This window comes from Paraburkholderia podalyriae (assembly GCF_014397785.1).
Classification (GTDB): Bacteria; Pseudomonadota; Gammaproteobacteria; order Burkholderiales; family Burkholderiaceae; genus Paraburkholderia; species Paraburkholderia podalyriae.
Genome location: NZ_VZQQ01000029.1, coordinates 53,645 through 70,545 on the forward strand (window position 1 = coordinate 53,645; position 16,901 = coordinate 70,545).

15 protein-coding genes are annotated in these 16,901 nt (G+C 63.7%); 10 read left to right on the forward strand and 5 right to left on the reverse strand.

The window, feature by feature from the left end:
- Positions 1–45: 45 nt before the first annotated feature.
- A complete protein-coding gene (locus tag F6X42_RS27350) occupies positions 46–1,305 on the reverse strand; it encodes an RsmB/NOP family class I SAM-dependent RNA methyltransferase (protein ID WP_187637182.1) in 1,260 nt (419 codons plus the stop codon).
- Positions 1,302–1,955, reverse strand: coding sequence for a phosphoribosylglycinamide formyltransferase (gene purN / locus F6X42_RS27355; RefSeq protein WP_187637183.1), 654 nt, complete (start codon positions 1,953–1,955; stop codon positions 1,302–1,304). The genes F6X42_RS27350 and purN overlap by 4 nt, the downstream gene beginning before the upstream one ends.
- Positions 1,956–2,093: 138 nt before the next feature.
- On the opposite strand from purN, the gene F6X42_RS27360 reads away from it, so the two are divergent.
- The 6 genes from F6X42_RS27360 (at position 2,094) to dut (ending at position 9,558) form a co-directional block, all read left to right on the forward strand.
- Positions 2,094–3,089, forward strand: coding sequence for a bifunctional riboflavin kinase/FAD synthetase (locus F6X42_RS27360; protein ID WP_187637184.1), 996 nt, complete (start codon positions 2,094–2,096; stop codon positions 3,087–3,089).
- Between the two features lie 170 nt (positions 3,090–3,259).
- Positions 3,260–6,097, forward strand: coding sequence for an isoleucine--tRNA ligase (gene ileS / locus F6X42_RS27365; RefSeq protein ID WP_187637185.1), 2,838 nt, complete (start codon positions 3,260–3,262; stop codon positions 6,095–6,097).
- Entirely contained in the window at positions 6,097–6,603 is a 507-nt protein-coding gene (gene lspA / locus F6X42_RS27370) for a signal peptidase II (protein ID WP_187637186.1), read from the forward strand. The genes ileS and lspA overlap by 1 nt, the downstream gene beginning before the upstream one ends.
- A gap of 127 nt (positions 6,604–6,730) precedes the next feature.
- On the forward strand, positions 6,731–7,948 hold the full coding sequence (coaBC, locus tag F6X42_RS27375) for a bifunctional phosphopantothenoylcysteine decarboxylase/phosphopantothenate--cysteine ligase CoaBC (protein ID WP_187637187.1): 1,218 nt from the start codon (positions 6,731–6,733) through the stop codon (positions 7,946–7,948).
- Between the two features lie 80 nt (positions 7,949–8,028).
- Entirely contained in the window at positions 8,029–9,045 is a 1,017-nt protein-coding gene (locus F6X42_RS27380; RefSeq protein WP_187637188.1) for an LLM class flavin-dependent oxidoreductase, read from the forward strand.
- 66 nt (positions 9,046–9,111) lie between these two features.
- A complete protein-coding gene (dut, locus tag F6X42_RS27385) occupies positions 9,112–9,558 on the forward strand; it encodes a dUTP diphosphatase (RefSeq protein WP_187637189.1) in 447 nt (148 codons plus the stop codon).
- Between the two features lie 145 nt (positions 9,559–9,703).
- On the opposite strand, the gene clpA is transcribed toward dut, so the two are convergent.
- Positions 9,704–12,001: an ATP-dependent Clp protease ATP-binding subunit ClpA gene (gene clpA / locus F6X42_RS27390; RefSeq protein WP_090801577.1), complete on the reverse strand. Its 2,298-nt coding sequence runs from the start codon at positions 11,999–12,001 to the stop codon at positions 9,704–9,706.
- A complete protein-coding gene (gene clpS / locus F6X42_RS27395) occupies positions 11,998–12,312 on the reverse strand; it encodes an ATP-dependent Clp protease adapter ClpS (RefSeq protein WP_008919570.1) in 315 nt (104 codons plus the stop codon). The genes clpA and clpS overlap by 4 nt, the downstream gene beginning before the upstream one ends.
- Positions 12,313–12,869: 557 nt before the next feature.
- Here clpS and F6X42_RS27400 point away from each other — a divergent pair.
- The gene (locus F6X42_RS27400) at positions 12,870–13,076 is read left to right on the forward strand and encodes a cold-shock protein (RefSeq protein ID WP_007180614.1); all 207 of its coding nucleotides are present in this window, start codon (positions 12,870–12,872) and stop codon (positions 13,074–13,076) included.
- A 180-nt stretch (positions 13,077–13,256) separates the two neighbouring features.
- Here F6X42_RS27400 and icd read toward each other — a convergent pair whose 3' ends face one another.
- Positions 13,257–14,513 carry an NADP-dependent isocitrate dehydrogenase gene (gene icd, locus F6X42_RS27405; RefSeq protein WP_187637190.1) on the reverse strand — a complete coding sequence of 419 codons (1,257 nt, stop codon included), beginning with the start codon at positions 14,511–14,513 and terminating at the stop codon, positions 13,257–13,259.
- A gap of 294 nt (positions 14,514–14,807) precedes the next feature.
- Here icd and F6X42_RS27410 point away from each other — a divergent pair, with 294 nt between their 5' ends.
- The 3 genes from F6X42_RS27410 to F6X42_RS27420 all read left to right on the forward strand — a co-directional run bounded on the left by F6X42_RS27410 (position 14,808) and on the right by F6X42_RS27420 (position 16,720).
- A complete protein-coding gene (locus tag F6X42_RS27410; protein WP_187637191.1) occupies positions 14,808–15,377 on the forward strand; it encodes a pseudouridine synthase in 570 nt (189 codons plus the stop codon).
- 494 nt (positions 15,378–15,871) lie between these two features.
- Entirely contained in the window at positions 15,872–16,060 is a 189-nt protein-coding gene (locus F6X42_RS27415; protein ID WP_018421598.1) for a hypothetical protein, read from the forward strand.
- A 144-nt stretch (positions 16,061–16,204) separates the two neighbouring features.
- A complete protein-coding gene (locus F6X42_RS27420; protein WP_187637192.1) occupies positions 16,205–16,720 on the forward strand; it encodes a DUF192 domain-containing protein in 516 nt (171 codons plus the stop codon).
- Positions 16,721–16,901 lie beyond the last annotated feature (181 nt).

Here is a 16,901-nt window from a genome sequence, read left to right on the forward strand (position 1 = left end):
CGGACTCGTCAGTCAATCCGCGCGCGTCGGTCTGCAGCCGGTTGCCTAACTCTGGCGCTCGAGCACGGCGGCGAAAAAGCCGTCGGTCGCGTGGCGGTGCGGCCACAGCGACAGGTAGTCGCCCATCTCCAGCTCGATGCGCTGCTCGGCAAGGACGTCGCGCACCGGCACCAGCGCGAAATCAGGGTGATCCGCGAGGAACTGCTGCACGACCGCCTCGTTTTCCGCTTCGAGAATCGAGCACGTAGCATAGACGAGCCGCCCGCCCTTCTTCACGAGACGCGCCGCGCTCGCGAGAATCGACGCCTGCTTCGGCGCCAGCTCGGCGATCGACTCCGGCGACTGGCGCCACTTCAGGTCCGGGTTGCGGCGCAGCGTGCCGAGGCCGCTGCACGGTGCATCGACGAGCACGCGGTCGATCTTGCCAGCCAGGCGTTTGATCTTCGCGTCGTGTTCGCTGTCGATCAGCACCGGGTTCACGTTCGACAGGCCGCTGCGCGCGAGACGCGGCTTCAGCTTCGCAAGACGCCGCTCGGAGATGTCGAACGCGTAGAGCCGGCCGGTCGAGCGCATCGCCGCGCCGAGCGCCAGCGTCTTGCCGCCCGCGCCCGCGCAAAAATCGACGATCATCTCGCCGCGGCGCGGCGCGACCACCGAGCACAGCAACTGGCTACCCTCGTCCTGCACTTCGAGCCAGCCCTGCTGGAACGCGTCGAGCCTGGTCAGCGCCGGCTTGCCGACCACGCGCACCCCGAGCGGCGCGAACGGCGTCGCGCCCGCCTCGATGCCGGCCTTCGACAGCGCACCGAGCACGTCGTCGCGGCTCGCCTTGATCGGGTTTGCGCGCAGATCGAGCGGCGCCGGGTAGTTCAGCGCGGCGGCCAGTTGCGCGAGCTCGGCGGCCTCGAAGCGCGTGCTGAGCGCCTGGCTGATCCAGTCGGGCAGATTCAGGCGAATTCGCAGTGGCAGGCTTTCCGGGTCGATCTTCGCCACGTGTTCGAGCCACGTCGCCTCCGCCTCGGTGACGAACGGCTTCAGCGCCGAGCGTCCGGCCGTCTGCATCAGGCCCAGCAGCGCCATGCGGCGCGCCGGGCTACCGGTGCCGCTTTCGGCCAGATGCGCGAACTCCATCCGGCGGCGCAGCACCGCGAACACCGCCTCGGCGATCACGCCGCGCTCGGCGTGACCGAGCTTCGGATGCGCGCGAAAAAAGCGGCTCGTGGCGGCGTCGGCGGGGCCGTTCAGCCGCAGCACTTCGGCCAGCAGCGTTTCAGTTTGTCCAATCAGGAAACCATGCAATCTCATACGCCCTCTCCGGCGGTGTGACCGGCAAAGAGCCATTGCGGCTCCGACGGCGTTAGCGTGACGCGCGAGCCGTCCAGAGCGAGACGCCCTTCGACGAACCAGCGCACCGCGCGTGGATAAATGACGTGCTCGGTAGCGAGCACGCGTGCGGCGAGCGTCTGCGCAGTATCGCCCGCCTCGACAGGTACGGCCGACTGCGCGACGATCGGCCCGTGATCGAGCTTTGATGTGACAAAATGCACCGACGCGCCGTGCAGCCGTACGCCGGCATCGAGCGCCTGCTGGTGGGTCTTCAGGCCCGGAAAGCTCGGCAGCAGCGACGGGTGTACGTTCAGCATGCGCCCAGCGTAATGGTCGACGAAGCGCTCGGTCAGCACGCGCATGAAGCCCGCGAGTACGACGAGGTCTGGGGCGAACGCGTCGATCTGCTCGGCGAGTGCCGCGTCGAAGTTGTCGCGATCCAGAAACTGGCGATGATCCACCACTGCCGTGGCGACGCCACGCGACGCCGCGAATGCGAGCCCCGCGGCATCGGGACGGTTGGCAATCACGGCAGCGACCCGCGCCGGCCAGTGCTCGCTGGCACAGGCGCGCACGATGGCTTCCATGTTGCTGCCCCGTCCGGAAATCAGGATGACGAGTTTTTTCATGCGCGGATTTTATCATTCGGCAGTCGCCGGACCGCGACCGCGCAGCCGTCTGTTGCGCCAAGCGTTTATAATCGATTGTTTTGCGGCACCCCGCCCGCGCCCCTATTGCAACCGCAGCAACCGCTGCAACCCGCTATCGTGAGAGTCTTCCGCGGTCTTCCCAATGCCGAGAGCCGCGCGCCGTGCGCGCTGACCATCGGCAATTTCGACGGTGTCCACCGCGGCCACCAGGCTCTGCTCGCGCACGTGCGCGCGGCCGCGAACGCGCGTGGCCTGCCCGTCTGCGTGATGACCTTCGAGCCGCACCCGCGCGAGTTCTTCAACCCGGCCGGCGCGCCGCCACGCATCGCGATGCTGCGCGACAAGCTCGAGGCGCTGCGCACCAATGGGGTCGACCGGGTCGTCGTCGAGCATTTCAATCACACGTTCGCGAGCCAGTCGCCAGACGCGTTCGTCGAGCGGATCATCGTCAACGGATTGCACGCGCGCTGGGTCATGATCGGCGACGACTTCCGCTACGGCGCGAAACGCGCCGGCGACTTCGCGTCGCTGCAGGCGGCCGGCAGGCAGTATGGTTTCGAAGTCCAACAGATGGCGACGGTCGCCGATCCGTCGGGCGCGCGCATTTCAAGCTCGGGCGTGCGCGCGGCGCTGGTCGGCGGCGACCTCGACGCGGCGCGCGCCGCGCTCGGGCGCGACTATCTGATCAGCGGCCACGTCACGCACGGCATGAAACTCGGCCGCGATCTCGGCTTTCCGACGCTCAACTTGCCGATCGCGCACAAGCGCCCGGCGCTGGCCGGCATCTTCGTCGTGCAGGTGCACGGCATCGCCGAGCAACCGCTGCCGGGCGTCGCGAGCCTCGGCCTGCGGCCCACCGTCGACGATTCCGGCCGCGTGCTGCTCGAAGTGCACCTGCTCGACTGGCACGGCGACGCGTATGGCAAACTCGTGCGCGTCGAATTTCTGAAGAAGTTGCGCGACGAGGAGAAATTCGTCGACCTCGAAACGCTGACCGCCGCGATCGCGCGCGACGTCGCCAATGCGCGCGCATGGTTCGCCGCGGTCGGCGCCGGCACGCCGGGCAGCCGTTCCACCGGTTTCGCCACCTCGGCCACCGACCGAATTAGATAATCACCGCGGTTCCGGCCGGCGCGCCGCGCCGCACGAACCGTCGCCGCGCGTATCGAAGGGCGTCCGGGCTTCACGCGGAGCCGCCTGCCGGGCGCGTCCCACTCTCGTCGCACATCGCGTGCAATCCGCGCGCCGCTACGCATAGAAACGAATTCACCGCCACCCACATCATGAGCAACAAGAAAGCCGATTCGAAACCGCAGTCCCGCTACCCGGTCAACCTGCTCGACACGCCGTTTCCGATGCGCGGCGACCTGCCCAAACGTGAGCCGCAATGGGTCAAGGAATGGCAGGAAAACAAGGTCTACGACAAGATCCGCGCCGCCTCCAAGGGCCGCAACAAGTTCATCCTGCACGACGGCCCGCCGTATGCGAACGGCGACATCCATCTCGGCCACGCGGTGAACAAGATTCTCAAGGACATGATCGTCAAGGCGCGCAATCTGGCGGGCTTCGACGCGGTCTACGTGCCGGGCTGGGACTGCCACGGCATGCCGATCGAAATCCAGATCGAGAAGCAGTTCGGCAAGTCGCTGCCCGCGGCCGAGGTGATGCAGAAGGCGCGTGCCTACGCGACCGAGCAGATCGACAGGCAGAAGGCCGGCTTCCGCCGTCTGGGCGTGCTCGGCGACTGGGACAATCCGTACAGGACGATGAACTTCGCGAACGAAGCCGGCGAAATCCGCGCGCTCGCGAAAATCATGGAAAAGGGCTACGTGTTCCGCGGCTTGAAGCCGGTCAACTGGTGTTTCGACTGCGGCTCGGCGCTCGCTGAAGCGGAAGTCGAGTACAAGGACAAGACCGATCCGACCATCGACGTGCTGTTCAGCTTCGCCGAACCGGAAAAGACCGCGCAGGCGTTCGGCCTCGCCGCGCTACCGCGCAACGAAGGCGGCATCGTGATCTGGACCACCACGCCGTGGACCATTCCCGCCAACCAGGCGCTGAACCTGCATCCGGAAATCGTCTACGCGCTCGTCGACACGCCGCGCGGCCTGCTGATCGTCGCCGAGGAACGCGTCGAGGCGTGCCTGAAGCTGTACGGCCTCGAAGGCACGGTCATCGCGACGACGCCGGGCGAGAAGCTCGTGAATCTGCGCTTCAATCATCCGCTCGCGTCCGCGCACCCGGGCTACAAGCGAACAGCGCCCGTCTATCTCGGCGACTACGTGACGACCGAAACCGGCACCGGCATCGTGCACTCGTCGCCCGCCTACGGCGTCGAAGACTTCGTGTCGTGCAAGGCGCACGGCATGGCCGACTCGGACATCATCAACCCGGTAATGGGCGACGGGCGCTACATCGAATCGCTCGCGCTGTTCGGCGGCCTGTCGATCTGGGCGGCGAATCCGCAGATCGTCGAGGCGCTGCAAGGCGCTGGCTCGCTGCTGCGCACCGAAAAGTACACGCATAGCTACATGCACTGCTGGCGCCACAAGACGCCGATCATCTACCGCGCCACTTCGCAATGGTTCGCCGGCATGGACGTGAAGCCGAACGACAGCGACAAGACGCTGCGCGAAACCGCGCTCGAAGGCATCGAGAACACGGCGTTCTATCCGTCGTGGGGCAAGCAGCGCCTCTTCAGCATGATTGCGAACCGCCCGGACTGGACACTGTCGCGTCAGCGTCAATGGGGCGTGCCGATGGCATTCTTCGTGCACAAGGAAACCGGCGAGTTGCATCCGCGCACGCTCGAATTGCTCGAACAGGTCGCGCAGCGCGTCGAGAAGGAAGGCATCGAGGCATGGCAGACGCTCGATCCGCACGAGCTGATCGGCGACGACGCCAACCTGTACGAAAAGAACCGCGACACGCTCGACGTGTGGTTCGACTCGGGCACCACGCACTGGCACGTGCTGCGCGGCTCGCACAAGGACGAACTCCAGTTCCCGGCCGACCTGTACCTCGAAGGTTCGGATCAGCATCGCGGCTGGTTCCATTCGTCACTGCTGACCGCGTCGATGCTCGACGGCCGCCCGCCCTACAACGCGCTGCTCACGCACGGGTTCACCGTCGACGGCGAAGGCCGCAAGATGAGCAAGTCGCTCGGCAACGGCATCGATCCGCATGAAGTCGCAAACCGCCTCGGCGCGGAAATCATCCGCCTGTGGATCGCGTCGACCGACTACTCGGGCGAGCTCGCGATCTCAGAGGAGATTCTCAAGCGCGTGACGGAAGGCTATCGCCGCATCCGCAACACGCTGCGCTTCCTGCTCGCGAACCTGTCGGACTTCGACTTCGCGCAGCACGCGCAGCCGGTCGAAGACTGGCTCGAAATCGACCGTTATGCGGTGGCGCTATCGGCGGAGCTGCAAAACGACATCCTTGCGCACTACGAGAAGTACGAGTTCCACCCGGTCGTCGCGAAGCTGCAGACGTTCTGCTCGGAAGACCTCGGCGGCTTCTACCTCGACGTGCTGAAGGACCGCCTGTACACAACCGCGGCGGATTCGGTCGCGCGCCGCTCGGCACAAACCGCGCTCTACCACATCGCGCAGGGCCTGTTGCGCGTGATGGCGCCGTTCCTGTCGTTCACCGCGGAGGAAGCGTGGAAGGTGTTCCAGCCCAATAGCGAGACGATCTTCACCGAGACGTACCACGTGTACCCGGCCGTGCCGGACGCGGGTGCGCTGCTCGACAAGTGGACGCTGCTGCGCGCGGTGCGCGGCGATGTGACCAAGGCGCTGGAAGAGGCGCGGGTCGCGAACCTGATCGGCTCGTCGCTTCAGGCGGAAGTCGAAATCCGCGCGAGCGGAGCCCGTTACGACGCGCTAACTAGCCTCGGCGGCGACCTGAAGTTCGTGCTGATCACGTCGGCGGCGAACGTCGTCAAGGTCGACAGCGAAGCGGACGAAGGCGTTGAAGTGATCGCCTCGAAGTACCTGAAGTGCGAGCGCTGCTGGCACTATCGCGCGGACGTCGGCGCGAACGCCGAGCATCCGTCGCTGTGCGGCCGCTGCTTCAGCAATCTGTTCGGCAGTGGCGAAATCAGGAGCGCGGCATAATGGCGAGAACCGTGTCGAAAACGTCCACCGGAAGCAGTTCGCTCGCACCTTGGCTCGGCATCGCGCTGATCGTCATCCTGTTCGACCAGCTGACGAAAATCGCCGTGCGCAAGGTGTTCGCCTACGGTGTGCCGCACGAGATCACGCCGTTCTTCAACCTGATCGTCGTGTTCAACCGCGGCGCCGCGTTCAGCTTCCTCGCGATGGCGGGCGGCTGGCAGCGCTGGGCGTTCACCGCGCTCGGCGTCGTCGCCGCGCTCGTGATCTGCTATCTGCTCAAGCGCCATAGCGGGCAGAAAATGTTCTGTACCGCGCTCGCGCTGATTCTCGGCGGCGCGCTCGGCAATGTGATCGACCGGCTCGCGCATGGCCACGTGATCGACTTCCTCGATTTCCACGTGGGCGGCTGGCACTGGCCGGCGTTCAATCTCGCCGATAGCGCGATCACGATCGGCGCGATCCTGCTCGTGATCGACGAGCTGCGGCGGGTACGCGGCACACGCTAACGTCGCCGACGGGACGCACGGCTGCGGTTACGCGCGGCGTGCGCCGCGTCCGGTTTGAAACGCGCGGCGGCAACGACGGGCAATGCCCTCGCGCCGCCGCGTGATCACGCTTTGTCGGAGGCTTTCGTTGGCAACCGCAGAACTCGTAGGCAAACACCTCGTCCTCGGCATGACGGGGGGCATCGCCTGCTACAAGATCGCCGAACTCACGCGTCTGTTGACCAAGGCTGGCGCGACAGTGCAGGTCGTCATGACCGAAGCCGCGACCCAGTTCATCACCCCCATCACGATGCAGGCCCTGTCGGGCCGGCCGGTCTACACGAGCCAGTGGGACGGTCGCGTGCCGAACAACATGGCGCACATCGATTTGTCGCGCGAAGCCGATGCGATCGTGATCGCGCCGGCGTCGACCGACTTCCTCGCCAAGCTCGCGCACGGCATGGCCGACGATCTGCTGTCGACGCTGTGCATCGCGCGCGACTGTCCGCTGCTCGTCGTGCCGGCGATGAACCGGCAGATGTGGCAGAACCCGGCCACGCAACGCAACGTCGCGCAGCTGCGCGCGGACGGCGTCGAAGTGCTCGGCCCGGATTCGGGCCCGCAGGCCTGCGGCGAGATCGGCGACGGCCGCATGCTGGAAGCGGCCGCGACCTACGAGGCGATCGCATCGTTCTTCGCGCCGAAAATCCTGTCGGGCCGGCGTCTGCTGCTGACCGCCGGACCAACCTTCGAACCGCTCGACCCGGTGCGCGGCATCACGAATCGCTCGAGCGGCAAGATGGGCTTCGCGCTCGCGCGCGCCGCGCAGCAAGCCGGCGCCGACGTGCATCTGGTGACCGGGCCGGTCGCACTGGAGACGCCGTGGGGCGTGTTCCGCGAGGACGTGCAGACCGCGCAACAGATGTACGAGGCGGTCATGCGCACCGTCGCGGACGCGGATATTTTCATCGGCGTCGCCGCGGTGGCCGACTGGCGCGTCGACCAAGTCAGCGATCAGAAGATAAAGAAAACCGCCGAGCGCACGCTGCCAAGCTTTTCATTCGTCGAGAATCCGGACATCCTCGCCGCGGTCGCGAAGCTGCCGAAGCCGCCGTTCGCGGTCGGCTTCGCCGCAGAGAGCGACAACCTGGAAATCCACGGCGAGGAAAAGCGCGCGCGCAAGAACGTGCCGCTGCTGATCGGCAATCTGGGTCCGCAAACATTCGGGCTCGACGACAACGAAGTGATCCTGTTCGAAGCAGGCGGCGCGACGAAGCTGCCACGCGCCGACAAGCAGACGCTCGCGCGCGCACTGATCGCGGAAATCGCGAAGCGTCTGCCGTCCGACACCAGCCCGGTTCGCTGACCGAGCGCAAAGCGGCGGGTCCGTGTGGCCACGCCGCCTTGCCCGGTCAGCCGACCGGAATCATCTGGAGCACTACTGCCATGACGCTACTCTCCGTGCTCGATCAAACACCGGTGATCGCCGGCCATTCGGTGGCGGACGCGATCGCCGCCACCGTCGAACTCGCGCAGCTCGCCGACGACCTCGGCTACACGCGCTACTGGTGCGCCGAGCACCACGGCCTGCGCGGCGTGTCGAACCCCTGCCCTGAAGTGATGCTGGCGCGCCTCGGCAGCGTGACCAAACGCATTCGCATCGGCTCGGGCGGCATCATGCTGCCGTACTACAGCCCGTTCAAGGTCGCCGAGCAGTTCATGATGCTCGAGGCGCTGTTTCCGAACCGCGTCGATCTCGGCGTCGGACGTGCGCCGGGCGGGGATATGCGCACCGCGCAGGCGGTCGCCGCCGGCGCCTACAATCGCGGCGAGCTTTTCCCGCAGCAGGTCACTGAGCTGCTGAACCTCATGCACGGTACGCTGGCCGACGATCACCTCGCGCAGGGTGTGCTGCTTCAGCCGCAGATCGATACGCGCCCGCAGCTGTGGATGCTCGGCTCGAGCGAATTCGGCGGTCTGCTCGCGGCGCAGCTCGGCATTCGCTTCTCGTTCGCGCATTTCATCAATGCGCATTTCGGCAAGCAGGTCGCGCTTGCGTATCGCGAGCGCTTCCAGCCCGGTAACGAGGCGTCGCAGCCGTATCTGACGGCCGCGGTCTTCGTGATCTGCGCCGATACCGAGCAGGAAGCCGGGGACCTCGAAAAGGCCGTGGACCTGCGTCGGGTGCAGATGTCGTATGGCCTGAACGAACCGATTCCGACGATCGAGCAAGGCATCGCGCAGGAGTATGGCCAGCGCGAACAGCTGGTGATCGACCGGGAAAAGCCGCGCAGCATCATCGGCACGCCTGAGCACGTGACCGAGCGGCTCACGGATTTACAGCAGCAGTTCCAGGCCGACGAACTGATGGTGCTGACCGTCGCCGGCAGCTATCGCGCGCGCTTGCGCTCCTACGAACTGCTCGCCGACGCGTTCCAGCTCGGCTCGAACAAGGCGGCTTGATCGCAGAGGTTTTGCCTGTCAGCCGCGTGGCCCCTTCACCAAACCCACACCCACTATCGAACCTGAATGAAACTCGACCTGAAGATTCTCGATCAACGCATGCGCGAACAGCTTCCCGCCTACGCGACGACCGGTAGCGCCGGCCTCGATCTGCGCGCCTGCCTCGACGAACCGCTGACCCTGCAACCCGGCGAAACCGCGCTGGTGCCGACCGGACTCGCGATCCACGTCGGCGACCCCGGTTATGCGGCGCTGATTCTGCCGCGCTCGGGCCTTGGCCATAAGCATGGGATCGTGCTCGGCAATCTCGTCGGCCTGATCGATTCCGATTACCAGGGTCAACTGATGATTTCGACGTGGAATCGCGGCGAAACGACGTTCGTGCTGAATCCGATGGAACGCCTCGCGCAACTGGTGATCGTGCCGGTCGTGCAGGCCGCGTTCAACATCGTCGACGACTTCGAGGAAAGCCTGCGCGGCGCGGGCGGGTTTGGCAGCACCGGCAAGCATTGATGGATTGCTGCAACGCGGCGACTGGGTCTTTCCGCGCGCGGCGCCAGCATAAAACCAGAGCATGAAAAAACGGCGCGGGGTAAAACCCGCGCCGTTCTGCTTTCGGCTCAACCGGCGTAAGGCAACGCCGGCCTTACTACTCGGATCACTCGACTTCCACCGCCTCCGGATTTGGATTGCGCGGCGCCGGATGCTCGTCGAAGGTCAACTGCACCTTGTCGTCGGCATCGACGTCGACCGTCACGCGGCCGCCGTTCATCAGCTTGCCGAACAGCAACTCGTCGGCGAGCGCGCGACGGATCGTGTCCTGGATCAGGCGCTGCATTGGCCGCGCGCCCATCAACGGATCGAAACCGTGCTTCGCCAGATGCTTGCGCAGCGCGTCGGTGAACAGTGCATCGACCTTCTTCTCGTGCAGCTGATCTTCCAGCTGCATCAGGAACTTGTCGACCACGCGCATGATGATTTCCTCATCGAGCGAACGGAAGCTAATCGTCGCGTCCAGACGGTTGCGGAACTCCGGCGTGAACATGCGCTTGATGTCGACCATCTCGTCGCCCGCCTCGCGGCGGTTCGTGAAGCCGATCACCGACTTGCCCATCGCCTCGGCGCCCGCGTTCGTCGTCATGATGATGATGACGTTGCGGAAGTCCGCCTTGCGACCGTTGTTGTCCGTCAGCGTGCCGTGGTCCATCACCTGCAGCAGCACGTTGAAGATGTCCGGATGCGCCTTTTCGATTTCGTCGAGCAGCAGCACGCAGTGCGGCTTCTTCGTGATCGCCTCGGTCAGCAGGCCGCCCTGATCGAAACCGACGTAGCCCGGCGGCGCGCCGATCAGCCGGCTCACCGCGTGACGCTCCATGTACTCCGACATGTCGAAGCGGATCAGCTCGATGCCGAGCGTGAACGCGAGTTGCTTGGCGACCTCGGTCTTGCCGACGCCGGTCGGACCCGAGAACAGGAATGCGCCGATCGGCTTGTCGAGCTTGCCGAGGCCCGCGCGCGCCATCTTGATCGCGGCCGACAGCGCGTCGATAGCCGGATCTTGACCGAACACGACGCTTTTCAGATCGCGGTCGAGCGTCTGCAACTTGCTGCGATCGTCCTGCGACACGCTTTGCGCCGGCACGCGCGCGATCTTGGAGATGATTTCCTCGATCTCGTTCTTGCCGATCGTCTTCTTCTGCTTCGACTTCGGCAAAATGCGCTGCGCCGCGCCCGCTTCGTCGATCACGTCGATCGCCTTGTCCGGCAAGTGACGATCGGTGATGAAGCGCGCCGACAGCTCAGCCGCCGCCGACAGCGCACCCGATGAATACTTGACGCCGTGGTGCTCTTCGAAGCGCGACTTCAGCCCGCGCAGGATCGCGACCGTCTGCTCGACGGTCGGCTCGGTCACGTCGATCTTCTGGAAACGACGCGACAGCGCCGCGTCCTTTTCGAAGATGCCGCGATATTCGGTGAAGGTGGTCGCGCCGATGCACTTCAGCGTGCCCGACGAAAGCGCCGGCTTCAGCAGGTTCGACGCATCCAGCGTGCCGCCCGACGCGGCGCCCGCGCCGATCAGCGTATGGATTTCGTCGATGAAGAGAATGGCGTGCGGACGCTCCTTCAGTTCCTTCAGCACCGTCTTCAGACGCTGCTCGAAGTCGCCGCGATACTTGGTGCCCGCGAGCAGCGCGCCCATGTCGAGCGAATACACCTGGGCATCCGCGAGGATGTCCGGCACCTCGCCGCGCGTGATGCGCCATGCGAGCCCTTCGGCGATCGCGGTCTTGCCGACACCCGCCTCGCCGACCAGCAGCGGATTATTCTTGCGCCGGCGGCACAGCACCTGCACCACGCGCTCGACTTCCGACTCGCGTCCGATCAGCGGATCGATGCGGCCATCCTTCGCCATCTGGTTCAGGTTCTGCGTGAACTGGGCGAGCGGCGTTTCCTTCTGCGCGGCGGCTTCGTCAGACTCGGCATTCGCGTCGCTCGCTTTCGCGGCGTCCGAACTGCTCGTCTTGGCGATGCCGTGCGAGATGAAATTGACCACGTCCAGACGCGTGACGCCCTGCTGCTGCAGGTAGTACACCGCATGCGAGTCCTTCTCACCGAAGATCGCGACCAGCACGTTCGCGCCGGTCACTTCCTTCTTGCCGTTCGAGGTGGACTGCACATGCATGATCGCGCGCTGGATCACACGCTGGAAACCGAGCGTGGGCTGCGTGTCGACGTCGTCCGTGCCCGGCACGGTCGGCGTGTTGTCATGAATGAAGTTGCGCAGGTTCTGACGCAGATCCTCGATATTGGCCGCGCATGCGCGCAGTACCTCTGCCGCCGTCGGGTTATCCAACAGCGCGAGCAAAAGATGTTCGACCGTTATGAACTCGTGCCTTGCCTGGCGCGCTTCCATGAACGCCATATGCAGGCTGACTTCCAGTTCCTGGGCAATCATGCTTCCTCCATCACACACTGCAGCGGATGCCCGGCCTGCCGTGCGTGGGTAACGACTTGCTCGACTTTGGTCGACGCGATGTCCCGCGTATAGACCCCACAAACTCCCCTGCCCTCGCGATGCACCTTCAACATGACCTGCGTTGCGGTTTCACGATCTTTATTGAAATATTCCTGCACGATCATCACGACAAATTCCATCGGCGTGAAGTCGTCATTCAGCAGCACCACCTTGTACATGGACGGCGGCTTGAGTTTCTGCTCCTGCCGCTCCAGTACGGTGCCGTCCTGCTTGTCCGGGATAATCGCCATACACCCATTCTAAACAACTAGGACAGGCCCGCAATCCTGTCAAAACACGGCCGCTCGGCCGATGAGCCCGTTCGCTACTGCCGGGCAGGTCACGACACGGTCATGATCGGCCTTGCATGCGCGTTTTCGACGGGCCGATTGCGGTGCCGGCCCCCAATCCTGTCGTGCGCAGCACGTGCTGCACTGCGGTCGGATCGAGTATCGCACAACCTGCCGGTACTGGCTGGGAGCGCTCGCCGCGCTGGGCGTCGACGCCGCGGGCACAGCCAACATGTGAGTCGATTATGCGACTTTTCAAGCCACGCCGCTTGCGCCACCGCACATACGGAAGCGGTAAAAACCCTGGAAAGCGGCCTGTTTGTAACTCGACAACGACGTCTCAAAATTTTCTTGACACTCGAATAAAGAGCCCCAACAATCAAGCTGGCACTTTTTTCACTAAGCCATAATTCGAAAAAATGCCGATGGTGAGCTTGTGAGGAGGGAGCGGTTGCTTCGTGCGGCCGTGGCTTTTTCGAGGGCTCGTGGTAGTGACATGAGTTACAGGGGAAGTTGGAATGGCAACTGGTACGGTCAAATGGTTTAACGACGCAAAGGGTTTCGGATTCATCACGCCTGACGAGGGTGGTGAGGATTTGTTTGCACACTTCTCGGCCATCCAGATGAATGGGTTCAAGACCCTCAAGGAAGGCCAGAAGGTCACCTTTGAGGTCGTGCAAGGCCCGAAAGGCAAACAGGCATCGAATATTCAGGCGCCAGCCTGAGACGGTTCGATACCCGTCCTTTTTAAAGCCCGGCTCCCGCCGGGTTTCTTTTTTGCGGCTGCTTTCCGTTGCAGCGGATTTTCGGCCCAAGAACCGCGCGAATATTCAGGGTAAAAAATACCCGGGCCGCTTGCTGGCGCCCGGGGTTTTTATGCACATTGAATAATCCCGACGCATCAGTTACATATTTTCGATCATCACTTGCCCGAATGCCGAGCACGACACCTGGGTCGCGCCTTCCATCAGCCGGGCAAAATCGTAAGTAACGCGCTTTTGCAGGATCGATTTTTCCATCGAGCTGATTATCAGATCCGCCGCCTCGAACCAGCCCAGGTGACGCAGCATCATTTCCGCTGACAGGATTTCCGAGCCCGGATTCACGTAGTCCTTGCCCGCGTATTTCGGCGCCGTGCCGTGCGTCGCTTCGAACATCGCAACCGAATCCGACAGGTTCGCGCCCGGCGCGATGCCGATGCCGCCGACCTGCGCGGCGAGCGCGTCCGAGATGTAGTCGCCGTTCAGGTTCAGCGTGGCGATCACATCGTATTCGGCCGGACGCAGCAGGATCTGCTGCAGGAACGCGTCGGCGATCACGTCCTTCACGACAACGTCGCCGCCCGTCTTCGGATTCCTGACTTTCATCCACGGACCGCCGTCGATCAATTCCGCGTTGAACTCCTTCTGCGCGAGCGCGTAGCCGTAGTCGCGGAACGCGCCTTCGGTGTACTTCATGATGTTGCCCTTATGCACCAGCGTAACCGAGCGGCGTTCGTTATCGATCGCGTACTGGATCGCCTTACGCACCAGACGCTCGGTACCTTCGCGCGACACCGGCTTGATGCCGATGCCCGACGAATCCGGAAAGCGGATCTTCTTGACGCCCATTTCTTCGCGCAGGAACTTGATGACCTTCTTCGCCTGCTCGGATTCGGCGGGCCATTCGATACCCGCGTAGATGTCTTCCGAGTTCTCGCGGAAGATCACCATGTCGGTTTTTTCGGGCTCGCGCACCGGCGAGGGCACGCCCTTGAAATACTGCACCGGGCGCAGGCACACGTAGAGGTCCAGTTCCTGACGCAACGCGACGTTCAGCGAGCGGATACCGCCGCCGACCGGCGTGGTGAGCGGCCCCTTGATCGATACGACGTATTCCTTGACCGCCTGCAGCGTTTCGTCCGGCAGCCATACGTCCGGGCCGTACACCCTGGTCGCCTTCTCGCCTGCGAAAATTTCCATCCAGTGAATTTTCTTCTTGCCGCCATACGCCTTTTCGACCGCCGCATCCACGACCTTGATCATGACCGGCGTGATGTCCAGGCCGGTGCCGTCGCCTTCGATATACGGGATGATCGGTTCATCGGAAACGTTGAGCGTGAAGTCGGCGTTGACGGTGATCTTGTCGCCACCGGTCGGAACCTTGATGTGCTGATACGGCATGATCGGACTCCAGTGAAAGCTGTGCAAAAGCTGATGGGAGACTGCGAAAAAGATGCCCTCGCCGCGCGATGCCGAACGTCCGCGAGCGGCCTGGCCGCTATTCTAGCCCACGCCTCGCGCGCCACGCGGCCACCCCGGACTCCGGGTTTTCCAACATGGACGGACCCTCAACCGCGCTACGCTCCTCTATAAGATACGAGAATCTGCTTCCGATTTATGCATTATCATCGCGCCATTCATCATCGGCGAAGCGCGCGCTGGAGGCTGCTCGCCGCGCTGCCGTTTCGCCTTTCTATGCGCCTTCTCACCCTCAACAAGCCGTTCGGCACCATCTGTCAATTTTCGTCACACGAAACGCGCCCGTCACTTGCCGACTGGGTCAAGGTGCCGGGCGTCTATCCGGCCGGCCGGCTCGACTCCGATAGCGAAGGCCTGTTGCTGCTCACCGACGACGGCGCGCTGCAGGCGCGCATCGCCGAGCCCCGCCACAAGCTCGTTAAACGCTATTGGGCGCAGGTCGAAGGCGCGATCGACATCGCCGCGTTGAAAAAGCTGGCGCGCGGCGTCGATCTCGGCGACTACGTGACACGCCCCTGTCAGGCGACCTATGTCGACCCGGACAACTCGCTGTGGACGCGCACGCCGCCGATCCGCTATCGCGCCGCGATACCAACCGCGTGGATCGAGCTATCGATCACCGAAGGCAAGAATCGTCAGGTGCGTCGGATGACCGCCGCGGTCGGTTTTCCGACGCTGCGTCTGGTACGCGTCGGCATCGGTGCGCTTGACATTTTTTCACTCGGACTGCAACCCGGAGAGAGCATCGAGTTGCGAGCCAACGCGCCATGGGATGGCGTCGCCTGAACATTGTTTGACGATTGTTTGTTCATCGCCACAGCACCGCGTGCCGAATTCACGCACGCGCGAATCCGCCTTCGCATGACCACTCAGAAACCGTTTCACGGTTGTGACAATCGACGCTAACTCGTTGTAGCAGCACGCAAAGTAATGCGTGAAACGCCAGCCCGAAATGCGTGAAACAACTGGGCTCGCGCAAGCGTCTGCGATGCAGTTTCATCGCGCGTCCTGGTGTTGAAAATTTCCGCGCAAGTCGCGTCAACCGCAGTACAACCCCACGCGTTATTCGACGCAGATGCCGCCGAAGCTGTCCGGCATTCAGCCTTAAAGACCTTTGCATAAGCCGCTTTTGCGGCGAGTACGAAAGTCGGAGCGCTAGCAGACGCGTCGAAATTTTGTTCGATGCGGCTGTCAACCGAAAGGTGGATGGCACGTTTACCGACATGACTCTACATAAGCCGGGTCATTTGGTTAATTAACTCAAGCTGAGGATTCACAAAATGAACAAACTGATCGCCGCTCTGGTCGCTGGCCTCTTCGCAACGGCAGCATTCGCACAAGCATCGGCACCGGAAGCAGCTTCGGCAGCTCCGGCAGCAGCAGCTTCGTCGGCAAAGAAGACGACCAAGCACGCTCACAAGAAGTCGCACAAGAAGGCAGCAGCTGCAGCTTCGGCAGCTTCGGAGTAAGTTGCTTGTAAAAACGCAGTCAAGAACTAGCTTCATTGCCGTTCTTACGGCGTTGTAAGGCAGATCACCGCAAGGCGATCTGCCTTTTTGTTTTTGACGCGCTCGCGTAACATGCGCGGGTCAATTTCAGCAAGGAGTCTTGCCGTGCGATTTTCCATGCGCTCGTGGATGGCGCGTTTCGCCGTTGCCGTTGCCCTGCCGCTCGCGGCCCTCTCGTTCGCCGCCACCCCCGCTTCCGCCCAGGCGCAGCAGATGCCGCCGGGCGCCAGGCAACCGGGCGAGTTTCCACGCGTCAAGCTGACCGCTGGCATGTTCGTGATCGACGCGGCCGTCGCCGCCAACGACGCGGACCGCGAGCAGGGCTTGATGTATCGCACGAATCTCGCGCCGAACGAAGGCATGCTGTTTGTGTTCAACGAGAACGCGGGCCACTGCTTCTGGATGAAGAACACGCTGATCCCGCTGTCGATCGCGTTCATGCGCGCCGACGGCACGATCACCGACATCGACGAGATGCAGGCCGAGACCACCAACAACCACTGCCCGACGCACAACGGCGTGTTCGCGCTGGAAATGCCCAAGGGCTGGTTCTCGTCGAAAGGCATCAAGCCGGGCATGCGGATCCAGGGCTTGCCGCCGGTGCCGGGTATCACGCAATAGAGTCCCGCGCCGCCGGGCTGCGCGTCTGCGCGGCCACCTGAGCGGTCCGGCCGCCCCGCGGCGCTTTCCCGCGAAAAGCCGGCGCCTCGCCCCGAGGCGCCGGCTTTTTTTCGTCCGCGCAGCCCCCGCGCGGCCAGCCTTGGCGCCGGCTGGCAGGATTCATGCAAAAGACCAATCGAAG

Bases quoted from the DNA above. Each gene is read 5' to 3' on its own strand.
- F6X42_RS27350 (WP_187637182.1), bottom strand. From the start codon at position 1,305: ATGAGATTGCATGGTTTCCTGATTGGACAAACTGAAACGCTGCTGGCC.
- purN (WP_187637183.1), bottom strand. From the start codon at position 1,955: ATGAAAAAACTCGTCATCCTGATTTCCGGACGGGGCAGCAACATGGAA.
- ileS (WP_187637185.1), top strand. From the start codon at position 3,260: ATGAGCAACAAGAAAGCCGATTCGAAACCGCAGTCCCGCTACCCGGTC.
- lspA (WP_187637186.1), top strand. From the start codon at position 6,097: ATGGCGAGAACCGTGTCGAAAACGTCCACCGGAAGCAGTTCGCTCGCA.
- F6X42_RS27380 (WP_187637188.1), top strand. From the start codon at position 8,029: ATGACGCTACTCTCCGTGCTCGATCAAACACCGGTGATCGCCGGCCAT.
- dut (WP_187637189.1), top strand. From the start codon at position 9,112: ATGAAACTCGACCTGAAGATTCTCGATCAACGCATGCGCGAACAGCTT.
- clpA (WP_090801577.1), bottom strand. From the start codon at position 12,001: ATGATTGCCCAGGAACTGGAAGTCAGCCTGCATATGGCGTTCATGGAA.
- clpS (WP_008919570.1), bottom strand. From the start codon at position 12,312: ATGGCGATTATCCCGGACAAGCAGGACGGCACCGTACTGGAGCGGCAG.
- F6X42_RS27400 (WP_007180614.1), top strand. From the start codon at position 12,870: ATGGCAACTGGTACGGTCAAATGGTTTAACGACGCAAAGGGTTTCGGA.
- icd (WP_187637190.1), bottom strand. From the start codon at position 14,513: ATGCCGTATCAGCACATCAAGGTTCCGACCGGTGGCGACAAGATCACC.
- F6X42_RS27410 (WP_187637191.1), top strand. From the start codon at position 14,808: ATGCGCCTTCTCACCCTCAACAAGCCGTTCGGCACCATCTGTCAATTT.
- F6X42_RS27415 (WP_018421598.1), top strand. From the start codon at position 15,872: ATGAACAAACTGATCGCCGCTCTGGTCGCTGGCCTCTTCGCAACGGCA.